23 protein-coding genes are annotated in these 25,795 nt (G+C 50.3%); 3 read left to right on the top strand and 20 right to left on the bottom strand.

The window, feature by feature from the left end:
• Positions 1-207 (top strand): copper amine oxidase N-terminal domain-containing protein (locus AC1DF0_RS30800; RefSeq protein WP_477577306.1); only part of this gene is annotated, 207 nt, incomplete at its 5' end.
• Between the two features lie 71 nt (positions 208-278).
• Here AC1DF0_RS30800 and AC1DF0_RS30795 read toward each other — a convergent pair.
• The 9 genes from AC1DF0_RS30795 to AC1DF0_RS30755 all read right to left on the bottom strand — a co-directional run bounded on the left by AC1DF0_RS30795 (position 279) and on the right by AC1DF0_RS30755 (position 11,044).
• Complete coding sequence (locus AC1DF0_RS30795) at positions 279-2,513, bottom strand: sensor histidine kinase (protein ID WP_477577304.1); 2,235 nt, start codon at positions 2,511-2,513, stop codon at positions 279-281.
• Positions 2,491-3,183, bottom strand: coding sequence for a response regulator transcription factor (locus AC1DF0_RS30790; protein ID WP_442050047.1), 693 nt, complete (start codon positions 3,181-3,183; stop codon positions 2,491-2,493). Before AC1DF0_RS30790 ends, AC1DF0_RS30795 begins: the two co-directional genes overlap by 23 nt.
• Before the next feature lie 165 nt (positions 3,184-3,348).
• Positions 3,349-4,527: a response regulator transcription factor gene (locus AC1DF0_RS30785; protein ID WP_442050048.1), complete on the bottom strand. Its 1,179-nt coding sequence runs from the start codon at positions 4,525-4,527 to the stop codon at positions 3,349-3,351.
• 16 nt (positions 4,528-4,543) lie between these two features.
• Entirely contained in the window at positions 4,544-6,382 is a 1,839-nt protein-coding gene (locus AC1DF0_RS30780; protein WP_477577302.1) for a sensor histidine kinase, read from the bottom strand.
• 48 nt (positions 6,383-6,430) lie between these two features.
• The gene (locus AC1DF0_RS30775) at positions 6,431-7,315 is read right to left on the bottom strand and encodes a carbohydrate ABC transporter permease (protein ID WP_442050050.1); all 885 of its coding nucleotides are present in this window, start codon (positions 7,313-7,315) and stop codon (positions 6,431-6,433) included.
• A gap of 18 nt (positions 7,316-7,333) precedes the next feature.
• On the bottom strand, positions 7,334-8,224 hold the full coding sequence (locus AC1DF0_RS30770) for a carbohydrate ABC transporter permease (protein ID WP_442050051.1): 891 nt from the start codon (positions 8,222-8,224) through the stop codon (positions 7,334-7,336).
• Positions 8,225-8,370: 146 nt separating this feature from the next.
• Positions 8,371-9,708, bottom strand: a complete 1,338-nt coding sequence (locus AC1DF0_RS30765; protein WP_442050052.1) for an extracellular solute-binding protein — start codon at positions 9,706-9,708, stop codon at positions 8,371-8,373.
• A 247-nt stretch (positions 9,709-9,955) separates the two neighbouring features.
• Positions 9,956-10,159: a type II toxin-antitoxin system antitoxin gene (locus AC1DF0_RS30760; protein WP_442050053.1), complete on the bottom strand. Its 204-nt coding sequence runs from the start codon at positions 10,157-10,159 to the stop codon at positions 9,956-9,958.
• 12 nt (positions 10,160-10,171) lie between these two features.
• A complete protein-coding gene (locus AC1DF0_RS30755) occupies positions 10,172-11,044 on the bottom strand; it encodes an SPFH domain-containing protein (RefSeq protein ID WP_477577299.1) in 873 nt (290 codons plus the stop codon).
• Positions 11,045-11,266: 222 nt separating this feature from the next.
• Here AC1DF0_RS30755 and AC1DF0_RS30750 point away from each other — a divergent pair, with 222 nt between their 5' ends.
• Both AC1DF0_RS30750 and AC1DF0_RS30745 read left to right on the top strand, forming a co-directional pair.
• Positions 11,267-11,623 (top strand): MerR family transcriptional regulator, encoded by a 357-nt coding sequence (locus tag AC1DF0_RS30750; RefSeq protein ID WP_477577311.1) that lies wholly within the window; start codon positions 11,267-11,269, stop codon positions 11,621-11,623.
• 30 nt (positions 11,624-11,653) lie between these two features.
• Positions 11,654-11,971 (top strand): thioredoxin family protein, encoded by a 318-nt coding sequence (locus AC1DF0_RS30745; RefSeq protein ID WP_442050082.1) that lies wholly within the window; start codon positions 11,654-11,656, stop codon positions 11,969-11,971.
• A 72-nt stretch (positions 11,972-12,043) separates the two neighbouring features.
• Here the strand turns inward: AC1DF0_RS30745 and urtE are convergent, their stop codons facing one another.
• From urtE to glmU, 11 genes are all read right to left on the bottom strand, one after another.
• Positions 12,044-12,739: an urea ABC transporter ATP-binding subunit UrtE gene (gene urtE, locus AC1DF0_RS30740; RefSeq protein WP_477577297.1), complete on the bottom strand. Its 696-nt coding sequence runs from the start codon at positions 12,737-12,739 to the stop codon at positions 12,044-12,046.
• Positions 12,717-13,493: an urea ABC transporter ATP-binding protein UrtD gene (urtD, locus tag AC1DF0_RS30735; protein WP_442050056.1), complete on the bottom strand. Its 777-nt coding sequence runs from the start codon at positions 13,491-13,493 to the stop codon at positions 12,717-12,719. Before urtD ends, urtE begins: the two co-directional genes overlap by 23 nt.
• Positions 13,465-14,547 (bottom strand): urea ABC transporter permease subunit UrtC, encoded by a 1,083-nt coding sequence (gene urtC / locus AC1DF0_RS30730; RefSeq protein WP_477577295.1) that lies wholly within the window; start codon positions 14,545-14,547, stop codon positions 13,465-13,467. The genes urtD and urtC overlap by 29 nt, the downstream gene beginning before the upstream one ends.
• Before the next feature lie 25 nt (positions 14,548-14,572).
• On the bottom strand, positions 14,573-15,478 hold the full coding sequence (gene urtB / locus AC1DF0_RS30725; RefSeq protein WP_442050058.1) for an urea ABC transporter permease subunit UrtB: 906 nt from the start codon (positions 15,476-15,478) through the stop codon (positions 14,573-14,575).
• Positions 15,479-15,593: 115 nt separating this feature from the next.
• Positions 15,594-16,856: an urea ABC transporter substrate-binding protein gene (urtA, locus tag AC1DF0_RS30720; RefSeq protein WP_442050059.1), complete on the bottom strand. Its 1,263-nt coding sequence runs from the start codon at positions 16,854-16,856 to the stop codon at positions 15,594-15,596.
• A 351-nt stretch (positions 16,857-17,207) separates the two neighbouring features.
• The gene (locus AC1DF0_RS30715; RefSeq protein ID WP_442050060.1) at positions 17,208-18,326 is read right to left on the bottom strand and encodes a peptidylprolyl isomerase; all 1,119 of its coding nucleotides are present in this window, start codon (positions 18,324-18,326) and stop codon (positions 17,208-17,210) included.
• Between the two features lie 72 nt (positions 18,327-18,398).
• Positions 18,399-21,926 carry a transcription-repair coupling factor gene (gene mfd / locus AC1DF0_RS30710; RefSeq protein WP_477577309.1) on the bottom strand — a complete coding sequence of 1,176 codons (3,528 nt, stop codon included), beginning with the start codon at positions 21,924-21,926 and terminating at the stop codon, positions 18,399-18,401.
• 370 nt (positions 21,927-22,296) lie between these two features.
• Positions 22,297-22,527 carry an anti-sigma-F factor Fin family protein gene (locus AC1DF0_RS30705; protein WP_337103133.1) on the bottom strand — a complete coding sequence of 77 codons (231 nt, stop codon included), beginning with the start codon at positions 22,525-22,527 and terminating at the stop codon, positions 22,297-22,299.
• A gap of 65 nt (positions 22,528-22,592) precedes the next feature.
• Positions 22,593-23,153 (bottom strand): aminoacyl-tRNA hydrolase, encoded by a 561-nt coding sequence (gene pth, locus AC1DF0_RS30700; RefSeq protein ID WP_337103132.1) that lies wholly within the window; start codon positions 23,151-23,153, stop codon positions 22,593-22,595.
• Between the two features lie 222 nt (positions 23,154-23,375).
• Positions 23,376-24,026, bottom strand: a complete 651-nt coding sequence (locus AC1DF0_RS30695) for a 50S ribosomal protein L25/general stress protein Ctc (protein ID WP_477577291.1) — start codon at positions 24,024-24,026, stop codon at positions 23,376-23,378.
• Positions 24,027-24,256: 230 nt separating this feature from the next.
• A complete protein-coding gene (glmU, locus tag AC1DF0_RS30690; protein ID WP_442050062.1) occupies positions 24,257-25,654 on the bottom strand; it encodes a bifunctional UDP-N-acetylglucosamine diphosphorylase/glucosamine-1-phosphate N-acetyltransferase GlmU in 1,398 nt (465 codons plus the stop codon).
• Positions 25,655-25,795 lie beyond the last annotated feature (141 nt).

Here is a 25,795-nt window from a genome sequence, read left to right as displayed (position 1 = left end):
TCTTACCGTAAGCAACTGCTTGCCTTCAAAGTATACGATACGAAAGCGACCCTCGATGGCAAGAGTGTTGTGATGCCTGCAGCGTCACTTTCCTATCAAGGAAGGACCTACGTGCCTCTCCGCTTCCTAGCGCAAGCGTTCGGCGCTAAGGTGCAATGGAATAACAACATTGACGGCGTTGATGTGCAGTTCCCTGCGGCGGGCTAGCTTATCAATCCAAAAGGCGCGGCTGCGCATGTTTCGCATGAAGCGGAATTTGTGCAGCCGCGCCTCTTTCATTAGCCTTCCAGCTTCAGAATGACAATAACCTTGAACAAGTCTCCGTCTGTCTCGATAACGAGACGGCCCTCATGGAGATCGACGATCGACTTGGCGATCGCCAGACCAAGGCCCGAGCCATCCGTATGCCGGGACGTGTCGCCGCGTTTGAACCGTTCAAGCAGCTCCTCTCCATCCTCGCTATACTCATATTTGGATATATTTTTGAACGTGACATGTACGTGTTGGTCTTCTGTACGCATCGCTATATAGGCTCGCGAATGATCCAATGAGTACTTCACCATATTGCCGATCAAGTTGTCGAACACGCGCCACAGCTTTTGGCCGTCTACCCTCGCATACACCGGCGTTTCAGGCATAGAGATGCGGAATTGAACGCTAGAGCCTTCAATAACATCGTTATATTCACCGAGCGCCTGCTGCAATAACTGGACAAGATCGGCCTGTGCAAGCGTTAATTCCACGTTGCCGCTTGCCATCTTCGACACTTCGAACAGATCGTCGATCAGCACCTTCAGCCGCTTCGACTTCTGATCGATGATATCGATATAAGCCAATCTTTCCTCGCTCGATACGTCTTCCGCTTTCAATAGTCCCGTATACGTAATGATCGATGTAAGCGGCGTCCGCAGATCATGGCTTACATTCGTTATTAGCTCTGTCTTAAGCCGCTCGCTCCGCGCCTGTTCATTCTGCAGCGTCCGAACGCCTCGTTTCAATACGTTCATATTGGCAGCCATCGCAGCGAGCATCGATTTCCCGCTTACCGGTAGCTCCTGACCCATGCTGCCGGCTGCCAATTCGTCTGCCGCTCTCGCTACTCGGTTCAGGTAGCCTACTTTCTTCACGAGGACAATAACAACAGGAATTCCTATGAATACAAGCAGAGCCAAATAAACAATTGCCGTCGCGGAATCTAATTTAAAATAGCTGCCATAGAACAGCAAGTTGCTGGCGGCGCCCAAACCAAATACAATCAGCAACAAAACCATGAGCAGCACACCTGTGCTTTTGATGAGAAATGCATCTTTCATACCATTGTATAGGTGTACGAAGTAAGACCTCACATGCTTGCCCGTCCGGTACGACAAGCCTTGCTTCCATTGATGCTTGGCACTCTCTCTATCCAGTCGCTCTGCCGCCAGCAGTTGCGCTTGCATGATTACAGCAGCCCAGCATACGGAGGCAATTATGATTATGACGGTAAGCTTCCTGCCGTAGATCCATGGCTGCTCGAATATCATTTGGAATTGATCCGACACGGTAAGTGGCAGCCCCATTGCGAGTAACCCCGTTGCCAAGAGCAGCAGACCTTTGGCATCGATAGGCAGCTTGCTGTAATAGAGCGCCCAGTTCCCTTGCTCTGCCGGCATTGCCTTCACCTTCTTGAAGTGATAGACACATCCGATAAACGCCGCTAAGCCGAACACGGCATAGAGAAGCAATAGGATTTGCTCCTGTCGATAACGATCTGCTTCGTCAACGATGCGACTCTTATCCGACACCCCTACAATCCCTTCATACGAGTCGAATGGGGGGTGGATCAGATCATGGTTCGAAATCCATTCATGAAAGGGTAGATTAGAAGATACCGTATAGCTGGTCGTGAACTTGTCGTCAGCAATCATCTTGCGGTTAGCTAATTGTTCCTGCAGAATGCCAAGATTCGTAACAACTTTTCCATTCATGCTATTTTTGAAGTAATAATCGAACTGCATCTTGAGGTCGTTATATTCGCCGCGGAAGTTTTCCCGCTCCTCATAATAAATTTCAATCCTTTGTTCCTTTTCTTTCATGAGTACGGTTCTGACATACTCGTCATCCTGGAATACCCTTGTGGCTTCTTTTATTCTCTGATCCCGCTCCGCCGTGTAGAAATCTACCGCTTCTTGATTGCCCGCCGCCAGCGCTTCCTCAATCCGAGGTTCGTATTCGTTCTTGACATTAGCCATCGTATCGGTGAACGAACCAAGCCCATTGCGATACTCGTAAATCTCATCCTCGCTAACCGCAATAGACGCCTTCGCATCCTCGGGCGATACCGCATTCAGCTCGAACAAGTTCAAAAATTGAGCGAAACCGTCCAGTTGGTTTTGAAATTCCGGCGTATGGTAATAATTGCGATGCATATAGTTGTCGCTCAAGGAGATCAATGTCAACGGTCCGCTTAGTCCGACAATGAATAACAGCGCATAGACAAACACGGATAATCTATTTCTCCATTTTGTATCCAATTCCCCACACCACCTTCAAGTATCTCGGATTTTTGGGATCGATTTCGATTTTTTCGCGGATTTTGCGGATATGTACGGCAACCGTGTTCTCAGCATTGTAGCCCTGCTCATTCCATACGCGCTCGTAGATCTCGTTAATGGAGAAGACCCGCCCGGCATTCGTCATAAGCAGCTCCACAATTTTATATTCGATCGGCGTCAGCTTGACCGGCTCACCGTGAACGGTCACTGCCTTAGCCTCCTTATCGAGGCCAAGTCCGTTCAGATCAATCGCCTTGCGTATACCTTCATAAGCTCCTAAGTTCACATATCTGCGCAATAGCGACTTTACGCGGGCTACAAGCTCCATTGGATTAAACGGCTTCGTCACGTAATCATCCGCCCCTACGTGAAGCCCTAATATTTTGTCGACATCCTCGCTCTTAGCGCTCAAGATAAGAATCGGTATATTCTTTTTCTCGCGAATCTTATAGGTAGCAGCTATTCCGTCCAATCTAGGCATCATAATGTCCAAAATAATAAGGTGAACAGGATGCTCATTAATCATATCCAGAGCTTCCATACCGTCCTTCGCCTTGCGTACGAAGACGCCCTCGTTCTTCAAATAAATCTCGATCGCATCGCGGATTTCCTGATCATCGTCTACGACAAGCACAACGTACTGCTCCATGCCCTTCCCCGCTTTCCCGGCAGCTATTCTCTTTCCATATTTTAATAGTAATCGAGATTTCTTAATATCCTTTCACGATAATTATGAAGAACTTCTTAATAAAAAAAAAACGAGCCTGGGATTTCTTCCACAGCTCGTTTCTTGTTGATTCAACCTAAATACCCGCTACTCCGCCTGCACGGCATCGCTCTTCTGCCTGAACTCCGATGGCGTTTCGCCGTATTTCTTGCGGAATAGCTGGGAGAAGTGTCGAATATCCTGGTATCCAATTCGTTCCGCGACGTCGGCAAGCTTAAGTTTCCGATTAAGCAGCAGCTGCTTCGCCTGCTCCATTCGCAGACCGATGACATATTCCTTAAAGCCCAGGCCCGTCTTCTGCTTGAACAGCTGACTGAAGTAGACCGGATTCAAGTAGACGATAGAAGCCACCTTCTCAAGCGACAGATCGGCATGATAATGGGTGCGTATATATTGTTGGGCGACTTCAATGGCTTGATCGCCGCCGCTCGCATAATGCTCATATACCTGTGTCGAGGAAGCCTGCCTCATCCGGTGCACCTCGGTCGGTATCGCATTCACATCCTCGATCTGCTCCGTATGCATGATCTGGAAAGGGACGCGCAAGTATTTGATGAGGTGTGAGCGCAATTCCTCGAGCAGCGAGGCCAGCGTACGCCCCTCCTCAAGCGTAATGAGACCGAGCAAGCTCTTGTTATCATGAATAGTCACGAAACCCTTACCGTAACGACCGATCAGCTCACTAAGCACATTCTCGATAATGAAATGTTCCAAGTGGACTACCTTCTCGCTATCCATCTTCACCATAATGAGATGAAAGTGAGGATGGCTTTCCATGAACGGGGTTACATCGATACGCCCAATGTCGAGTCCCGACGCCCAGCGCTGGAACACCGCCTCGCGCAAGTAGTTGCGGTTCACTTTCAGAAGCTCGACGTCCAACGTCAATTCCTTCTCGCGCATAATTTCCTCGCCCAGCTTCTCGATCATCTCAATCAATATTTCTTTACCGATTGGCTTGAGCAAATAATTTTTTGCGCCAAGCCGAACCGCTTCCTGGGCATATGCGAATTCAGAATGAGCCGAGATGACGACCCACTTCATATGCGAATAGCTGTCTGCCGTCAGCTTCATCAGCTCCAGCCCCGACATGCCCGGCATCAATATATCGGTTAGCACGACATCGATCCGATCACTGCGCAGCCGCATTACCGCTTCTTCCGGATTGCTCGCCAGAAAAACCGCGTGATCTTTAAAGTGGTTCTCAAGCGTCCGCTTGATCCCCTCCCTGATTACCTTCTCGTCATCTACAATCAAAATATTCATCTTACCATCCTCCTTCCTATAAGACGGGAAGTGGCATAACGATTACAACCGTCGTCCCTTCCTCCTGTACGCTATCAATGCGAAGCCCGTAAGACTCGCCGAACATAATGACCAGCCTATGATGAACGTTGGGAAGACCAATCCCGCGCCTTACAGGCTCGATTCCCGGCTCGCTCTGAGTACTTCTGCCGAATACCGGCTCTTTAATCAATCGTCTAATATGTTCAAGCGTTTCCTCGCTCATGCCTATTCCGTTGTCAGATATAACGATACGCAGCTCTCTAGCTTCCTCATCCGCCTTCGCGTATACCCGCAATATACCCGGCCGACCCTGATCAAGCGGTTCAAGACCGCTCTTCACCGCATTCTCGATAATCGGCTGCAGAGTCATCTTCGGCATCGGAGCGTCGAGCCAGCGATCCTCGACCTCAATCTCCGTCGCTACCCGGCCTTCAAGCCGATTCTCAATAATGGTCATATAATGTCGCATCTGATCAAGCTCCTGCCGCAGCGTCGTCTTGGATGCTTCCTCCCAGTGGCTGCTGTAGCGGAACATTTGCGACAAAGAAAGAATCACGCGTCCAAGACGGTCATTCTCCCGCTCGTCCAGCATCCAGTAAATCATATCAAGCGTGTTATATAGAAAATGCGGGTTCACCTGGGACTGCAGCGCCTGCAGCTCTGCGTTCTTCTCACTAATGGAGGAGAGTGTTATTCGTTCGATCAATTCGTCCATCCGCAGTACCATCCGATTGAAGGACGATACGAGGCTGTTGATCTCCTCGTACGAATTGACGTTCACCGCACCGCGGAAGTTACCCATCTCAACTTGTCTCATCTCACGAATGAGCAGCTTGAGGGGCTTCGCGATATTGCGCGAGATTAAGCTTGCCAGCACTGTAGACAGAACGATGACGGCCGCTATAACGATCAATAAATATAGTCTAGTCTGTGCAAGCTCCGCGCTTATATCCGCTTTCGGAGTTAATCCGAATACGGTCCAATTAGCCATCGCCGCGTTAGCCGATACAATAAGCTGATCCGTTCCGTTGTCGATGACGATTTCGTTTCCGACTGGCCTAGGCAACCCGTTGAAGGACGGATACTGCTTCTGCTTATCATCGTCGGTGGAGATACCTGGATCGGTCGTCGCAATGACACGATTGTCGGGATCTACGATATAAACTCTACTATTGGGGCTGATCGTAACGTTAGACAAGGCCGACATAATCGGCTTCGGATCGGTCTCGATTAGAAGAATGCCGATTGGCTTGTAATTGTTGAAATCATACAGCTGACGACCAAAAACGAATACGGTATCCTGCTGCAAAATGCTATTAATCAACGATCCCTGCGACAACCCGAGCCAAACCATTTTCCCGTTCGATTCGACGAGCTTCCGGTACCAGTCGGTCGAGCTGTAGTTGCGATCGACGATGCCGGCGAATCGGCGTTCATAGCTGTACACCTTGCCGCCCGTCGATATAATATGAATGCCGATAATATCATCCCGCGAGTAATACGCCGCCCCGAGCAAATTCGTAATCGATCGTTCGCTAATGAAGCCGACCGCTTCATCCACTTCCTCGCGATCCTTCTCCATTACGAGCCGCGTCAGCTCGGAGTTGCTGCTCAGCGACTTCGTGACACTGTCATAGCCCTCCAGTAGCAGATCGAACAGTCCAACCGTCTGCGAAATATTTTTCTCGGCAAGATCGCTGATCTTTGAATGAATGATTTGGGTCGTCTTCTGGTAATAGAGCACGCATACGAGAATGAGGAGGGTCATCGTCGATATGAGAAATAACAGAAACAGCCGGCTTCGAATGGAATGCCGGTTCCACCTTCGCAACATGCCCGCTCCCCCCTCTCTATTGCTGAAATGACAAAAACGGCGAAGGGATTAACCCTTCACCGCACCTGCTACCATGCCCTTCGTAATCTTATCGGCAAGTAGGAAGTAAATAATGATTACCGGCAACGCGCCGAGTACGAGGAACGCCCCGATGGCACCGTAGTTGACGGAATATTGGCTAACGAAGCTGTTCACCCCGAACGGCAGCGTCTTAAGCGCTTCGGACGAAATGAATGTGGATGCGAGTATATATTCGTTCCAGATGTTGATGAACGTTAAGATACATACGGTCATCATCGGCGGTATCGATACCGGCAGGATGATGTTCCAGAATATCCGGAACACGCCCGCTCCGTCCACAACGGCCGATTCCTCGATCTCATGAGGAATGGTTCTCATGAAGCCGCTGAGAATGAACACGGCAATCGGTGTTTGGAATGCGATATACGGCAAAATGATCGATGCGTGCGTATTGAGAATGTGGATGTTCTTGAAAATCAACATCAGCGGGAGCAACGTTGCCTGCATCGGAATCATCATCCCGATCAGGAAGATCAGCATGACCGCCTGCCCGTATTTCCAACGGAAGCGGCTAATTGCGAACGATACGAGCGAGGCTAACAGCAATACCCCGACCATTGTAATCGTCGTAACGAACAAGCTGTTGTACAAATATTTGAAGTAATTGCCCGACTCGACAGCATTGGTGAAGTTGACCCACTGCGGCGATGCCGGAAGGGCGAAGAAGCTGCCCGACAATATTTCTTCATTACTCTTAAGCGAATATATGGCTAGCCAGAGGAGCGGATACAACTGGGTAACGAGCAGAATGCCGAACAAAATATACGATACGATTTTGCCGATACTAAAGCTCCGTTTCCCTCTCACTCTCGCCTGTGGCTTAATTGCGCCGGCCCCGATTGATTGACTCATGGTTGTTCCCTCCTTACGTTACGTGTATTTCCGTTCTACTTTGTTGAAGACGAAGTTGATAATGAACGTTGCGACCAAGCAGACAAGCACGAGGAATGCCGCAATGGCACTTCCGTAACCGTACTTCATCGACAGGAACGACATATTGTACATATGTGTTGAGATGAGGTCGGTCGCATGCGCTGGACCGCCGCCCGTCATAACCATCGTCAAGTCGAACGCTTGTAGGGAACCTATAAATGCAAGAACGATCGATATCTTAAAGATCGGAATATTCATTGGGAAGGTGATGTACCAGTCGGCCTTGAGCCCGTCGGCACCATCGATCTTAGCCGCCTCGTACACATCGGCCGGAATGTTCTGAATACCAGTAAACTGAATGAGCAAGTGGTAGCCGAAGTATTGCCACAGGGCTACGAAATACAAGCTGTACATCGCAATGCTCGGATCTGTAAGCCAAGCTTGCGTCCAAGAGCCTAATCCAACTGCTTCTAGAACCTGATTGAGCATACCGCCCATCGAAGCCGGGTTATAGATGGTTTTCCATAGTTGCCCGATAATAACGACCGACAAAATAATCGGCAGAAAATAACTCGATACGAGGAAATTCGGTTTTTTCACATAACGGTTCAACAAAATAGCAATAAACAGCACGACTGGAATCTCCGCCATAGAGAACACGGCAAACATCAAGGTGCGGCGTACAGACGGCCAGAACACGGCATCGTCAAAAAACATCGTTTTAAAGTTGTCCAAGCCAACGAACGTCGACTCCCCAATACCGTTCCAATCCAGCAACCCGCTGTACATCGATACGATGATGGGTACGAATACAAGCAGTACGTATAGCAGCAAACATGGTAGTACGAACAGCGCAATAGTAAATTTTGAAACCTTCAGTACGTTCATCTCGCGCTCCTCCTTATACAAAATTGCAAAAACAATCAACAGTTTTGGTTCGCTCACTGGCGAAATGTGAACACGATAACGGAGGGGTCTTAAGCAAGAACCCCTCCGCTCCGCGTTATCTCTACTTTTTTATTTAAAGCTTAGTCTTATTTCTTGTTGCTTTCGTAAGCCGATTGATGCTCTTTGGATACTTTTGCGGACTCGACTTTTTGAACGAACAGGTTTTGGATGCTAGTCAAGTGACCTTGAGCTGTACCAGGGTTCATCGTGTTATCGAACGCAAGGTCTCCGCCTTTAACGTCTTTGAACATGCCCAGAACTTCCATTGCCATATCGGAGTAGCCGGCAGCTTTGAAGTCGCCTTCTACTTTTTGTGCAAGACCTACTGCGCCTTTAACTTCGAAAGCTTCTTTAGGGAAGTTCAGCATGAAGTAGTTCAAGAAATCTTTTGTTTCTTCCAGGTGCTTGCTGTCTGCGGAGATCGCGAACGCGCTGCCTGGTGCAAGCATGAATTCGTTAGGATCGCCTTTGCCGTTTACAGTAGGGAATTTGAAGACGCCCACTTTACCGTTAACGGACGAAGTTTCGATGCCTCCAGTTGCCCAGCTGCCCATGTAGTACATAGCTGCTTTGCCTGTTTTGAACAGGTTCTCGCCGGCATTGTAGTCGAACGATGTTGCGCCTTCTTGGAATGCGCCAGCTTGGATCAAGCTTTGGAATGCTTCAACAGCTTCCGTGAATGCTGGATCTTCGAATGTTTTCTTGCCGTCAATAACTTCTTGCAGGAAGCCAGGGCCGTTCGTGCGAAGCAATACGTTCATGAACAAGAACGAACCTGTCCAAGTGTCTTTCTCGCCGATTGCCATTGGCTGAATGCCTTTAGCTTTCAAATCTTTAACGACTTGTACCATTTCTTCGAACGTTGTTGGCACTTTCACGCCAGCTTGGTCGAACAGCTCTTTATTGTAGTACACAAGGCCGATGTTGTTACCGTCCGGCAAAGCGTACAGATTGTCGTCGAACGAGTAGAAATCAAGAATACCTTCTTGGAACGTGTCCTTCAGACCATTCTCCGCTACCATGTCGTTCAGCGGAGCGAACAGCTTCGCATCTACGAAAGGTTGCATTTGTGCAGCAGGGTTAACAACCGTAATGTCTGGAACTTCACGCGATGCTGCTTGTGTTTTGAGCTTTACTTTTTGTTGGTCCGTATTTAGCGAGTCGAGTTCGATCTTCACGCCCGGATGATCTTTTTCGTATTGAGCTACGATTTTTTTCATCATACCGTTTTTCGGATCGGTAGGGTCCGGATAAATGTTTTGGAACGTGATTGTGATGTTGTCTTTCTTACCGCCGTTGTCGGTACCACCGTTCGTGCCAGTGTTCGTGCCTTCGTTGTTGCCGTTGTTAGCTCCGCATGCCGCAAGGCTAAGCGCCAGCGTACCTGCCATAGCTACTTTCAATATGCCATTCATTTTGTTCATTTGTGTATCCCCCTTATTTGTGGATGTGTTCATTATGCTCTGATCTGCAACCCCTTACAATGCGCGAACTTAGGATAAGAGGTGTGTTTTCTTTAGGTCGTTTCGTTTTTCCCACATTACATAAATAGTATTGTTGTGAGGCCTATGCAGTATGCGGTAATAATGTAATGCTTCTCCGCTCCAATATTTGAAAATAAAAAAGACAGGTGACCGATTAGGTTTCGGTCACCTGTCTTCTCTTTCAATTTCAAGCTTGATGCTCATCATCTGAATCGCTCGGAGGCATAGGAGGACGTGCTGCCTTCAACCGGCCTGCCTTACCTAACGCCTCGCGCAGCAGAAACTCAATATGGCCGTTCACGCTGCGGAATTCGTCCGCAGCCCATAACTCAAGCGCGCGATGGAGTTCGGGATCTAATCGGAGCGCGAACGCTTTCTTTTCTTTTCCCATTCGATTAGCCCGTTAAGTGTAGAGCGATCCGGTATTAATAACCGGGGTAGCCGAACGATCCGATACGATCGCTACCATCAGATTGTTGACCATTGCCGCGCGCCGCTCCGTATCAAGCTCGATTCCGTTCTCCTCCAACTGCTTAAGCGCCATATCCACCATACCGACCGCCCCTTCGACGATCTTCTGTCTTGCTGCTACGATAGCCATTGCCTGCTGCCGCTGCAGCATGGCGCTTGCAATCTCAGGCGCATAAGCAAGATGCGTAAGTCTCGTCTCCAGCACTTGTACACCTGCAACAACAAGCCTTGTTTGCAGCTCCTTAAGCAACTCGGCCGCTACTTCATCCGCATTGCCGCGCAGCGTCAATACATCATCCGCTCCGTAAGTGTCATACGGATATTGAGCCGCAATATGCCGCACCGCCGTCTCGCTTTGAATCTCGACGAAACGCTCGTAATTATCGACATCGAACGTCGCGCTTGCCGTATCATGTACTTTGAAGACAACGACTGCGCCAATCTCGACCGGATTGCCTTCGGCATCATTGACCTTCAGCGTCTGGCTATTGAAGTTGCGCACCTTAAGCGACACTTTTCTCTTGTTTGTCAGCGGTGCCACCATCCATAGTCCGCTTTCTACGATTGTTCCCAAGTATGTCCCGAAGAACGTTACGACCTTAGCCTCATTAGGCTGAACAATGCTTAAAGACGTCAAACAGATTATCGCAAAAAAGAAAAGAAATATGCCGATTCCGATCAGCAATGGAGACGGATCGATCTCCGATGCTCCGTTAGCGATCAGAAGAATACCGCCTACCGTCGCAATAATCGCCACCAACAATGCCATATAACCGCTTACGTACCACGCCTTTTTCTCTTTCATAAGCGTCACTCCTTATATTGTTTTGATATTTTTATGATATCACTTTTTACAAATAGTTGCAAATGGTTTAGTTGACCAAATTTAGTGATGGCGATAGCCGGTAAAAAATCTATTGACCCTGACATTAATGTCAGCGTTTATACTTACATTAAACCATTCCAAGAGCGAGGCGCATTATATGCCAACTCTGCTTGGAACGTCATACCCCGGGGGCTTTTTATGATGAAAATTGGTCAATTATCGCGCGAGACGGGAGTCAGCATCCGTTCCTTGCGCTACTACGAGCAAAAAGGGCTTATTACGCCTATCCGCCAAACAAACGGCTATCGCGAATACTCGCCGCTTACCGTCCAAACCGTTGAGACGATCAAGCTTTATTTGAATTTGGGCTTGTCGACGGAACAGATCGCCAGCTTCCTTACGTGCGTCCTTCAGAATAAGGAGGCGTTCTGCACACAGGTGATGCCGATCTATCAGCGAAAGCTGGAAGAAATCGAGCGTCAGATTGTTGAGCTTAATCAAATTAAAGCGAATTTGATCGATCGTATCGCTTCGCTTCAGCAGGATACAACACCTTAACCATCTTTTAATGAAAGGAACGTGATTACAATGGGTCTTCTGAATGCCGAGAACGAAGCCGTTCTACGCGCAACCATTAACGAAGGAGTTACTCTTGTTGACTATAACGCACCTTGGTGCCCGCCTTGCAAACCATTGATCCCTATATTGGAGGAGCTAAACGAGGCCTACGCTGATTCCATCCGCATCATTAAAGTAAACTGCGACGATCTACCCGGCGCTGCGTCGGAAGCAGGGGTGATGAGCATGCCGACCGTTATTCTCTACAAAAACGGAGTGCCCATGGAGAAACTGATTGGGCTGCGGCCGAAAGCTGCCTATCAAGCCATTATCGACAAGCATTTATGATCGGCTTCCCTAAAATACACAAAGAGCGCCGCTCCTATCCAAGGAGCGGCGCTCTTCCTATTCCCACAACGATCATACCGTCAAATATTTGCGAACAACCTCGTCATTCAGCGCATCCAGTCCGCCTTCCCAAGCGATAGCGCCCTTCTCCAAAATGTAGAAGTAATCACCGATGCTCTTGACGAACTCCAAGCTCTGCTCCACGAGCAGCACGGCTGTCTTGCCGTCAGACTTGATCGAGCGGATAACGTCGCGAATATCATCGACGATTGACGGCTGAATACCTTCGCAGGGCTCATCAAGCAGAAGCACTTCCGGCTTAGAGGCCAGCGCCCTTGCGAACGCAAGCTGCTGCTGCTGCCCGCCGCTTAGATCACCACCGCGCMGCGTGTACATCGTTGGCAATACCGGAAATTTCGCAATCGCTTCTTCGGGAATCGCCGTCACCTTCGTCTTCGATGCTTCCAGCCCAAGCAGCAGATTCTCATATACCGAGAGCTGCGCGAATATTTCACGGCCTTGCGGAACGTAGCCAATGCCGCTTTTTGCCCGCTGCCCAGGCGCACGCTTCGTCAGATCCGCTCCATTATAGGCAACAGAGCCGCCGCGCGCTTTCAACAGCCCCATAATGCTCTTCATTAGTGTCGTCTTACCGACGCCGTTGCGGCCGAGCAAACAAACAACTTGCCCCGGCTTCACCTTAAGCGTCACATTGCGCAAAATAATGCTTTCGCCATAACCCGCCTCAAGCTGTTGAACGGCTAACATCGGCATCCCGCCTTTTCCCTAAATACACTTCCGCTACGCGATCATCGCGCTGTACCTCATCCATCGAACCTTCCTTGAGCAGCCTGCCCTCGTGCATAACCGTCACCTTGCTGGCGAAGTTGCGGACAAACTCCATGTCATGCTCTACAACTACGATTGAACGCATGCGGGCAATCTCATGCAGCAGCTCGCCCGTCTTATCCGTTTCCTTATCGGTCATTCCGGCTACAGGCTCGTCAAGCAGCAAAATCTCCGGCTCTTGGAGCAGCATCATGCCGATCTCCAGCCACTGCTTCTCTCCATGCGACAAGCCGCCTGCACGCCAGGATGCCTTGCTCTGCAGACCGATCATCTCTAATTGATGTTCGATCCGCGAACGCTCGTCATCGCCCATCTTCGCGAACATTGTCGCGAACACAGAGCGCCTCTGGCGCATCGCGATTTCCAAATTCTCGTGCACTGTCATTGAAGGGAAGATCGACGGCGCTTGGAACTTGCGCCCGATGCCGAGCTCGGCAATCTGATGTTCTTTCTTCCTCGTAATATCGATCTTGCCGTCAAACGTTACCTTGCCGCTGGACGGGCGAACTTTGCCGCAGATCACATCCAGCATCGTCGTCTTGCCCGCTCCATTAGGCCCGATCAAGAAACGAAGCTCTCCCTTCTCCAGCTTGAGGTCCATTCCTTGAATCGCCTTGAAGCCGTCAAACTCCACCGTCACATCATCACACTGCAGGATTGCGGACTCCCTCATGCTCCTTCTCCTTCCTTTTGTTGCGGAATTTAATTTGGCTGATTAAGCCCGAAATGCCTTTTGGCATAAATACAACGACGACAACGAATAATCCGCCCATGAAGAATAACCAGCCTTCCGGATAAGCGGTGCTGAATTCGCTTTTCGCCCAGTTCATGACGATAGCTCCCAGCGCGGCGCCGATCAATGTGCCTCGTCCGCCAATCGCTACCCATAGCACCATCTCAATCGACGGCACAATGCCAAGCATGGATGGAGAAATAATGCCGACATGGAGGATAAACAGCATACCTGCGATACCCGCGATGGCTGCCGAAATTGTAAATATAACCATTTGATAGATCGCCGGATTGTAACCGATGAACCGTACGCGATTCTCACCGTCACGAATCGCGCGCAGCACCTTGCCGAAGCGGCTGCCGACAATATAACGGCATAGGATAAACACGCCGATCAGCACGGCGGCCGTAATCCAATACAGGATACGCTTCGTATCCGCAGATCCAAGCGATGCGCCAAGAACGGTGGAATAACCGGTAATCCCATTCGTCCCCCCTGTGAAGGCTTGTTGCCCGACGAGCAGCGTCGTCGTAATAATAACGAGCGCTTGGGTCAGAATCGTGAAGTACACACCTTTAATCCGATTACGAAATGTAACGTAGCCGAGCACAAGGGCGAGTATCGATGGGATGAGTATGCCCATGGCAACCGCAAAGCCGAAGTTCTCGAACGGTTTCCAGAATAACGGCAGCTCCCGAAGTCCGCTCCAGCCCATGAAGTCAGGCGGCTTGCCTCCGCTTGCCTCTAGCTTCAAGTACATGCCCATCGCATAAGCGCCAAGTCCGAAGAAAATGCCGTGTCCGAGACTTAAGATGCCGGTATAGCCCCATATGAGATCAAGGCCGAGCGCCACAATCGCAAAGGCCAGAAATTTCGCCAATAAGTTGAGTCGAAAATCGCTTGCGAACATCGGAGCAGAGAATAATGCCGCTGCCGCTGCTGCGTATCCGACTAATAACCAAATGCGCTGAGGTGTCCATTTTTGCTGCAGCATATGGTTTCCGCCTTTCTATCCGTATTTAATCGAGTGAGCGCGAGCGCATAGCGACGAATCCCATCGGTCTCCATTGCAGGAAAGCTACGATGCAGACGAACACGAGCACTTTGCCAAGCGATGCGTTGGTCCAATATTCGAACAGTGTATTGAACATCCCTATTCCCATTGCGCCGAGCACCGTGCCGACCAGCTTGCCGACGCCGCCAAGGACGACGACCATAAAAGCATCGACGATATAATACGTTCCGAGAGAAGGGCCAATCGAACCCATCAGCGTGAGCGCACAGCCTGCAATACCCGCAATACCCGAACCGATTGCGAATGTCATCGCATCTACGCGGCGGGTCGATACGCCGAGACAAGCAGCCATATCGCGGTTCTGCATAACCGCTCGCATTCTTCTGCCTTCATGACTGCGATAAATATAGAAGTACATGGCGACGAGGCAGGCAATAACGAGCCCAATAATGAACAGCCTCTTATACGGCAACAACGTGCCGTCCATAATCTGCAATCCTCCATCGAGCCAGGAAGGGCTCGTTACAGCGACATTCGGCGCGCCGAAGATCGAGCGAGCGAGCTGCTGCAGCACGAGGCCGACACCCCATGTAGCAAGCAAGCTGTCGAGCGGCCTGCCATATAGGAAGCGAATAAGCGACATTTCGAGAATAAGACCGAATACGAATGCGATTGCGAAGCTTACCGGAATGGCAAGTACGAAGTACCAATCGAACATCGACGAAGGGAGATATTCCTTGAATAGATTTTGGGTTAAATACGTGGAATAAGCGCCGATCATAATAAGCTCGCCATGCGCCATATTGATGACCTTCATAAGGCCGAACGTAATGGCGAGCCCAAGAGCGACCAGCAGTAGAATCGAGCTGATGCTCAGTCCATTGAATAACTGCAGAAGATACACATCCATAATACCGCCCCTTGGTTGTCATCTTGGTTATTAAAAACAGAGGGGAAGCATTCGAAGCTTCCGAATACTCCCCCGTGTACTGCTGCGTCTAAGCGTAGAAGACGTCACTTATACCCTATTCGGTAGGTTGTATGCTTGCGGCCCAAGCGTAGCCTTTCAGGTATGGATCCGGTTTGACCGCTTCGCCTGAGTTCCACAGCTCCTTGAACTGTCCATCCGACTGAACTTCGCCAATCCGCACCGTTTTGTAAATGTGTTGTGTCTCGCCATCGATCTTCACTTTACCTTCCGGAGCATCCCACTCCAGATCCTTCGCCGCTTCCTTGACCTTGGCTACTTCAGTCGATCCTGCTTTCTCAACCGCTGCTGCCCACAGGTAAACCGCCGTGTATCCCGCTTCGATCGGATCCGCTGTTACGCGCTCGTCGCCGTATTTCTTTTTGTAGTTCTCAACGAACGTTTTGTTCGTTGGCGTATCTGTCGTTTGGTAGTAGTTCCAAGCAGCCAGATGGCCTTCCAGCACATCGACGCCGATACCGCGAATTTCTTCCTCTGCGACCGATACGGACAACGTTGTAATATCCTTCGATGTAATGCCTGCATCCTTAAGCTGCTTGAAGAAAGCTACGTTGCTGTCACCGTTAAGCGTGTTGTACACGACATCCGGTTTCGCTTCCTTAATCTTGCTGATGATTGTTGCGTAATCCGTATGGCCGAGCGGCGTATACTCTTCGCCTACAAGCTCTCCGCCTTCAGCTTTCAATTGCTCTTTAATAATGAGGTTTGCCGTGCGAGGGAATACGTAATCCGAACCGAGCAAGTAGAACTTCTTGCCGCGATTCTCAAGCAGCCACGATACGGAAGGCACGATCTGCTGGTTCGTCGTCGCCCCTGTATAGAAGATGTTCGGAGAAGCTTCAAGACCTTCATATTGCACCGGATACCAGAGCAGTCCGTTAAGCTCCTCGAATACCGGCTTCATCGCTTTCCGGCTTGCCGATGTCCACCCGCCGAATACAGTTGCTACTTTATCTTCTGAGATGAGCTTGCGGGCTTTCTCTGCAAAGGTCGGCCAATCGGATGCGCCGTCTTCAAGAACGGGAATGATTTTTTTGCCTAGTACCCCGCCTGCTGCATTGATTTCATCGATTGCCATCATTTCTGCGTCGATTACCGAAACTTCGCTTATTGCCATCGTGCCGCTCTGGGAGTGAAGAATACCAACCTTAATGCCGTCCTCTGCCGCCGCTGGAGCATTCGTCCCCTCCGACGATCCTTCATTCGTCGAAGCCGGCTCATTGTTATTGCCGCATCCTGCCAGCACCAACGTCAATGCCACTAATAATAAGCCGAATTGATAAAACAACCTCTTTTTCATCTCTCCACTCCCCAGTTCTCTTTAATTTTTCTCTATTTTCCGAACGTTTCCATGGATTTCATTTCCATCGTTCGCATCCTTATCATAATATGGCCTCAGCTTTCATGTCAATATAGTTTACATTAAAAGTTTTAAATGAGTCCAAGTTACCAAAAATGATGCTTTTTACTAACAAATCGTCGATATTGCGTAACTTTAACTAACATAAATATGACCTTGGTCGTGGTTTTATGATCAAATTCCGAACGATCGTGTATTTGTGAGCGCTCATTCCTATACGGCGACACAAAAAAAGCTGCCCCATGATATGAAATCATGGAACAGCTTTATGTGGCTTATCCTATTGCATTATTATTTCGCTGCTGGAGCTTCGGTTGCTTTCGGAGCATCCGTTGCTGCCGGTGCGTCACTTGCCGCTGGAGCGTCGCTCGTTGCAGGAGCATCGCTTGCTGCAGGCGGTTCAGGAAGAGTTACCTTCACTTCGTAGCCAGGCAATTCATCCGTCATGAACTTGTCCATATGCGCATATGCGACAGCGTTCTTCACGGAGTCCTTCGTTGTTTCGTCCAGTTGGTCGAATGTTTTCACATCGCGTTTCTCAACTTGGATCAGGTGGTAGCCGTATTCAACCTCAACCGGTTCGCCCAGCACGCCAATCTCTTGCTTGAACGCCGCTTCCTTGAACTGCTCTACCCATTTGCCTGCAACCTCGTTCTCATACAGGCCGCCTGTTTGGTTAGAACCTGGATCGTCGGAATATTCCTTCGCAAGCGCAGTCCAATCTCCGCCAGCTTTTAGCTTTTCTTTTACTTCGTTAACGCGTTTAAGAGCTTCTTCCTTCGTGCGAAGCTCTTTCTCCTCGCCAGTCGTCTGATCCTGCGTCGTTGTAGCGACTAGAATGTGGCGAGCACTAATCGTCGTGTAATCAGCCGTATTTGCCTCATACTCGGCTTTCGTCTCTTCGTCCGTTACTTTGGAATTCATATGAGAGACAACGGTAGCCGTCAACATTACGTATGTCGACATATCGTCATCGGAAACTTTTTGCTCTTCGATAGCGGTTTTTAGATCCGGATTATCTTTCAAAGCCGTCTCATAATCCTTCATTTGCGTAGCGACATCTTCGCGAGCCTTCTTAAGCGTGTCTTCGGAAGCTTGCGAAGCAATGATCTTGTACGATACGAATTGCTCAAGCAGCTGCTCCTTGAACGGCTGATATGCATCGATGATCTGAGCGTAGGTAGGCTGCATAATTTTGAACACCGACAAGTAATTGTCGAACTCTTCCGCTGTAACCTTGCCGCCATCCTTATAGGTTGCGACTACGTCACCTTTGCCCGCTCCCTTGAATTCCAAGGTATAATCGTCTTTTTTCTTGCCGCATGCCGCCATGACCGTCGTAGCAAGCACCACTGAAATAACGAGCAGTGCGCTTCTGCGCCATGCCGATTTGCGTGAACTTTGCAACATGTTGAATCCCCTTTCAAATTATGAACTTGTTTGTATTGTATCAGAAAAAGAACTCAAAAAGCGAATTCTCGCCTATGGTGTCACATTCTGCAACTGTGCTTGCGCGCGAAGCACATCCTTGTATGCCTGCAAAAATAGCTCCATCATATGAAGCTTCTGCTCCATCGCGAGGCCTTTGCCCCTCAGCATGACGGTCGGATATTCGTCCTGCTCGCCGCCCTGCTTGAACCGGTTCTCGAACTTGTGACATAACTTGTCGACCTTCGTCCGATCGATGCGCCGCTTCTCGCTCGCAGCGAACCGAAGCGTCAGATCGTCGCCCTTCTGGCTAATTTGCTCAATGCCGTACAAGCCGCCGTATACTTTCAGCCTTGCGACTGCCATTAAGTTCTGAACAGCCTGCGGCAAATCGCCAAAGCGGTCAATAAGCTCGGCATCGAGATCATCCGATTCCTCGAAGGAGCGGATCGTCGCTACCTTCTTGTAAATCTCGATCTTCTGTATGCTGTCGTATATATAATCTGAAGGCAAGTACGCATCGATGCTCACATCGATCAGCGTGCTGACTTGCTTCTCCTCTACGATCTCTACGCCGTCCATCTCCGCCTTGCGCTTGGCAATCTCATCCGCCAGCATTTGCGAATACATATCGAAGCCGACCGATGCAATGAAGCCATGCTGCTCGGCACCGAGCAGATTACCCGCTCCGCGAATCGACAAATCGCGCATTGCGATCTTGAAGCCCGAGCCAAGCTCGGTGAACTCCTTGATGGACTGCAGGCGCTTCTCTGCTACTTCCGTCAGCACCTTATCGCGCTGATACGTAAAGTAGGCGTAAGCGATTCGGTTGGACCGACCTACACGTCCGCGCAGCTGGTACAGCTGTGACAGACCCATTTTGTCCGCATCATGAACGATAAGCGTGTTGACATTCGGAATGTCGACGCCTGTCTCAATGATACTTGTGCTTACCAGCACGTCGGACTCCCCGTCAAGGAAGTCGAGAATCGTCTTCTCCAGCTCCTGCTCAGACATCTGTCCATGGCCGACGGCCACTCTAGCATCCGGCACAAGCGCGTTAATCTGCTCAGCCATCTGATAGATGCCTTGTACACGATTATAGAGATAATAGACTTGCCCGCCGCGCGCAAGCTCGCGCTCGATGGACTCCCGCACAAGGGCAGGGCTGTATTCGACCACATACGTCTGCACCGGAAAACGGTTCTCAGGCGGCGTCTCGATGACCGACAGATCGCGCACCCCAAGCATGGACATATGCAGCGTTCTCGGAATCGGCGTCGCAGTCAGCGTCAGCACGTCCACATTCGTCTTAAGCTTCTTCAGCTTCTCCTTATGGGACACCCCAAAGCGCTGCTCCTCATCGACGATAAGCAAGCCTAGCGATTTGAAGATTACATCTTGCGACAGCAAGCGATGCGTCCCAATTACGACATCGACTCGGCCGTCCTTGAGCCCTTTCATCGTGTCGTTCTGCTCCTTGCGGGAACGGAAGCGGCTCATAACCTGTACGTTGATCGGATAGCCGGAGAAGCGCTCCTTGAACGTCTCATAATGCTGCTGAGCGAGGATCGTTGTCGGAACTAGCACAGCGACTTGCTTGCTGTCCATCGCCGCTTTGAACGCCGCGCGGATCGCAACCTCTGTCTTGCCATATCCGACATCCCCGCACAGAAGACGGTCCATCGGCTGGTTCTTCTCCATATCCTTCTTAATCTCTTCGATTGCTCGGAGCTGATCGCGTGTCTCATCATAAGGGAACATCGCTTCGAATTCCTGCTGATATGACGTATCTTGTCCGAAGGAATAACCAGGCGCTGCCTGACGCTGCGCATATAGCTTGATCAAATCATCGGCAATATCCTGCACCGATGCTCTGGCCTTATTCTTCGCGCGCGTCCATTCGCTGCCGCCAAGCTTATTAACCTTCGGCTCCCGCTCCTCCGAACCGACATACTTCTGAATCATATCTACTTGCTCAATCGGAACAGACAGCTTATCGCCGCCAGCGTATAGGATATGGAGGTAATCCTTATGGATGCCGGCAATCTCAAGCGTGCCGATGCCAACGTATTTGCCTATCCCGTGATTCTGATGTACGACATAGTCGCCGACCTTAAGCTCCGTATAGCTCTTAATTCGCTCGGCGTTGTCTACCTTCTTGTCAATCCGGCGAGCCTTGCGCTGCTTCTGCGAGAACATCTCGCCCTCTGTAATGACGACCAAATGCGAAGAAGGCAGCTCAAAGCCCGATTGCAGGTTGCCCTCAATGAGCATCGGCGGTTCAATGCTGTAATCCTGAAGCACGCGGCGCATGCGATCCATCCGCTCGGCGCCTCCGGCAAGCATAATAACGTTCGCACCGGTCTTCTTCCAGCGATCCATCTCCGCCTTCAGCACATTCATCTGACCGTGGAAATTCTGCATCGAACGACTCGTCATGTTCAAAATGTTCTGCGGCTGCGTATGCGGAATTTGGCGCAGGAACAGCGATAAGAACAAGGTAGGGAACGGACGGGTATGAAGAATCTCTTCCGTAGCGCGCGCAAGCGAAAGGCCAGGCAACGACTTGCCGTTCTGCAGTAGATGCAGCGACCATTCCGCCTCATCCCGCTCGAGCTGCTTAGCCGTCTCTATTAACCGTGTCGGCTCGTCTAGCAATAGCAGCGTATCGCTTGGCATATAGTCAAGAATCGTCTGACGTTCCGGGTACAATAACGAAATATATTTATAAATTTCAGGGAAATACACATGCTCGCGCAGACGCTCCAGTTCGCCGCCAATCTCTGCACGCAGACGTTCCTTCGCCATACGGTCAGTCATCTTAGCAAGCTGCTGCTCAAGCAGTCCTTGCGCATGGCGCTCCGCCGCTTCCATCCGCTTATCGTCCGCCAATATTTCTTGGCAAGGCGGCACGATAAACGCTTGCAGCCGATCCTGTGAGCGCTGGTCTGCGGGATCGAACGTACGGATCGAATCAATATCGTCTCCGAACCATTCAATTCGGTACGCTTGGGTAGTCGTCAGCGGATAGAAGTCCACAATACCGCCGCGCACACTCATCTCGCCGCGCGACTCTACGCGGTCGGCGCGCACATAACCGAGCGACATCATTTGACGCAGGAACGCCTCAAGAGGAATTGAATCTCCTACTTTAACCTCTATTTGCGCTTCAGCCATCACACTGCTGATCGGCAAGTAGCGGCGAACGCCGGAGAATGGCACGACAACAATCCCGCGATAGCCTTTGGACAGCTTGATCAGCACATCCATGCGCTGCGCCAGCGTCTCGGGACTCGAGATCGCTGCTTCGGCAGCCATAAGCTCATTCGCGGGATATAACAATACTTGTTCTTGCGAAAGACATTCTTGCAGATCCTCCGCAATCTTCTGAGCGGAGAACATATTATGTGTCACGACCAGCATCGGGCGGCCCACATCTTCCTGCAGCGCTGCGATGAGCACCTGACGGGAAGATCCGGCTAGCCCCGAAATCATCTGCTCGCGCATGCCTTTGCGAATACCGGAAATAATTGACTGTACATCCGAATCCGCGGCAAAAGCTTTAATCAGCGCTTTCAACGTTTGCGGCACCCCGTTTCTATACACGATCGGCTGGCCATGAAGCGCTGAGAGGAACGTGATCCGCTCAACCTGCTTCAAACCTCCGATTGCATTAACACAAGCAGACTTGCAAGGTATGAGAGCGATCTATAGTAGAAGACAGCTGCAGCCGTCTCTACAAGCGCTCAACATGAATTCAACCCTAAATGACTTCGCCGTCATATAGGCGGCGAAGTGATTGTCTTGAATATGGAGCATCAACGACGATCGCCATTGACGCCATGACATAAAATATAAGTCTGGTTATAAGACGAAATATATTTCAAAAAAAGCCTTAACCATGGTCAAGGCTCTTGTCCGTCTCATCTACAACCAATCAACCAACCCATTATTGCAGCGGGCTCGTTACGAGAGAAAGCTCCGGGTTAGCATCAAGCGCCTCCCGGCAGTAATCGCATACGACCTTAACGGTTACATCCCCGCTTGGGTCATACGCTATTATATCGCTGCGCTCCTCGGGGGTCAAGAAATGGAAACCGAGCTGCTGCTCCGTTATTTCCGCCGTCGATATGGTGCCGATCGATGTTTTGCAATGCCGGCAAATATAGTTTACAGCCATATGTATGCCTCCTGAAGAGTCGTTATTACCCTTCAGTATGCCCAGCAGGGGCAGATTCTAACAGGCTAGCGGTTAAACTTTGCCATCGTCTCCTCGAAGGGAGCCTTAAGTCCGAACTCAACAGCGTCGCAGGTCTGTTCAATCATCGCTGCCAGCTTATCTTGCTCGCTCTTCGGGAAATTGGACAACACATAATCGGCAATGTTCATGCCTGGCTGCGGACGCGATACACCCATACGGATTCGATTGAATGATTGTGTGCCCAAGTGCTGAATGAGCGACTTAATGCCGTTGTGGCCGCCTGCGCTTCCTTGATAGCGAAGCCTAATCTTGCCTATCTCCGTATCCAGGTCATCATACAGAATCAAACCTTCTGCCGGATCGGCCTTGAAATAGTCGAGGAACCCGCGTACCGACTCCCCTGACAGGTTCATATACGTCATTGGCTTAATAAGTACAACCTTGGTGCCTTGCACGTTACCTTCTCCGATTAACGCCCTGCATTTATTCGTCGTGACTGAGATTCCCCAGCGTCTAGCCAGTTCGTCGATAGCCATGAAACCGACATTATGGCGTGTCCCTTGATATTGCGTTCCGGGATTGCCTAGTCCTACGATCCACTTCATCGTTAGCTGTACTCCTTTTAACGTTATCTATAAGTACTCCCCTATAAACGGCTCTTGCTCTTTTAAACGAATCATAAGTTTATTTTCGACTTTACGCAAGCTATCTTCGACGTATCGGTACCCATTAGCCTTCTAGGGTGCAAAAAACTGCCCTGAGTTTAACTCAGGACAGCCTCTCACATCTCTATATGCCTTGCGCTTCATAGCGAACTTGAAAAAGAATCAGATCGTTTTCAAGTCCTCCAGCTGCGCTTCCTTCGATCTCGATTCCGCCTCGGCCAGCTMGACCGCCGCATCCTCTCTCTCTTCCTCGCTCAGCTCTTTCTGAGGCGCAAGGACGGTCACGACAACCATCTCCGGCTCAGACTTCGCCTCTACGCCTTGCGGAAGCTGCAGATCGCGTACGAGCAAGCTTTCGCCTACGCCAAGCGACGAAATATCAACCGCAATCGCCTCCGGAATATCTCCCGGCAAGCATTGCACCTCTAGCTCATGGAGAATGACTTGCAGGATGCCGCCTTCGCGAACGCCCGTCGAATCGCCCTCCGCTTCAATACGGACATGAGCTCTTACGTTCTCATTCATATTGACCTGATGGAAATCGACGTGAAGCAATTGACGGTTCAGAGAGTCTCTCTGCACTTCGGAGATCATCACGGAATGTTTGCCTTGTGCCCCAATCTCAATTTCCACAACCGCATTCGGATGCGTGCGAAGCAATCCTTGCAGCTCCTTCTCATCGACTGCCACAAGGGCAGATGCGCTCAATTGCTTGCCGTAGACAACGCCCGGGATTTTACCCTGCTGCCGCAGCTCGCGCAACTCGCCTTTCGTGGAAATATTCCTTTGGTCTGCCTTCATTGCTATCGCCATATGGGTATCCTCCTAAAATGGATATTCCATATAGCTTTACCCAATCATGCCGTATATTAATCACTAAGAAGAAACGCTTGACGGCGTCTTTTCTATAGACGTCATCGTTTCGTCGAAACGTATAGAGAAAGTATGAGCAAACTCATATACTTTCCTATACGTCAAGGTGAAACGGCTGTCGCCATCCTTTGACGGCGCAGCGCGTTTCATTCCGGAAGTGAACGAAGCTCTTACTTCTGCGAGCGTTCCTTCTTCGCTTTCGCGCGGGAACGAATCTTCTCCGCATAACCTGCCTTATTCTCCTGGCGCGCTCTTGCGATAGACAGGTCGCCAGCAGGCACGTCATGGGTAATCGTCGAGCCAGCGACGACGTAAGCACCCTCTCCAATCTTCACAGGAGCGATCAGATTCACGTTGCTGCCGACGAACGCATTGTCGGCGATCTCCGTAACCGCCTTGTTGAAGCCGTCATAATTGACCGTAATCGCGCCGCAGCCGATATTAACGTCCTTTCCGACCTTCGCATCGCCAACATAGCTAAGATGCGATACTTTGCTTCCGTCGTCCAGTGTCGCGTTCTTAAGCTCGACGAAGTCGCCGATCTTACAGCCGCGTCCAAGCTTCGAGCCGGGACGCAGGTTCGCATAAGGGCCAACTGTGCTCTCATCGCCTACAACCGAATCGGCAACTACCGAATATTTTACCGTTGCGCCGTTTCCTAGCACACTATTCGTAATGTCTGCCTGCGGTCCAATGACGCAGTCTTCGCCGATAACCGTATTGCCGCGCAGCATCGTACCCGGATACAGAATCGTATCCGCCCCAATCTGAACGCCAGCCTCAATATACGTCGAAGCCGGGTCGATAATCGTTACTCCGCCAATAAGGTGCTCACGATTAATTCGCGAACGCATATAACCTTCAGCCTCGGCAAGTGCCACACGATCGTTCACGCCGATTGCTTCCGCCAAGTCAGCCGTGCAGTAGCCTTGCACCGACTGTCCCGCTTCGCGGAAGATACCGATCACATCAGTCAAATAATATTCGCCTTGCGCGTTGTTGCTCGTTACCTTAGACAGCGCATCGAACAGCTTGCGATTGTCGAAGCAATACGTCCCCGTGTTGATTTCTTTCACTGCCGCTTCAGCCGGCGAACAGTCCTTCTGCTCCACAATGCGCTGTACGGCGCCATCTTCGCCGCGAATAACCCGACCATAGCCTGTCGGGTCTTCGAAGGAAGCCGTAAGCACCGTTGCCGCTGCGCCGGACGACGCATGCAGCTCCAGCATCGCTTCTATCGTAGACGCCTTCACGAGCGGCGTATCGCCGCAGATGACGATCGTCGTGCCTTCTTCGCCGCCAAGCAACGCTTCAGCCTGACGAACCGCATGTCCAGTGCCAAGCTGCTGCTCCTGCAGCACGTATTCAGCCGCATCGCCTAGATACGACTTTACGGTTTCTGCGCCGTGACCAACAATAACAACCGTCCGCTCACAGGAAGCCGCCTTTACTACATCAACGACATGTCCTACCATCGGTTTGCCGCATACCGGATGGAGCACCTTATATAATTTCGATTTCATACGTTTGCCCTGACCAGCAGCAAGCACAATCGCCATAACCTTCAACGTAAATTACCTCCCAAGCCTCATTAACAAACTTCTTTTATGACTATATCCCATTATACGAATGCCGACAACTATCACTCACAATCCGATCCGACAATTAGAACGGCTAGTATACAAAAGAGAAGAGAGCCGTATGGCCCT

The sequence above is a fragment of the Paenibacillus sp. 05T425 genome (genome assembly GCF_056396205.1).
This window is presented reverse-complemented; position numbering and strand designations above follow the sequence as displayed.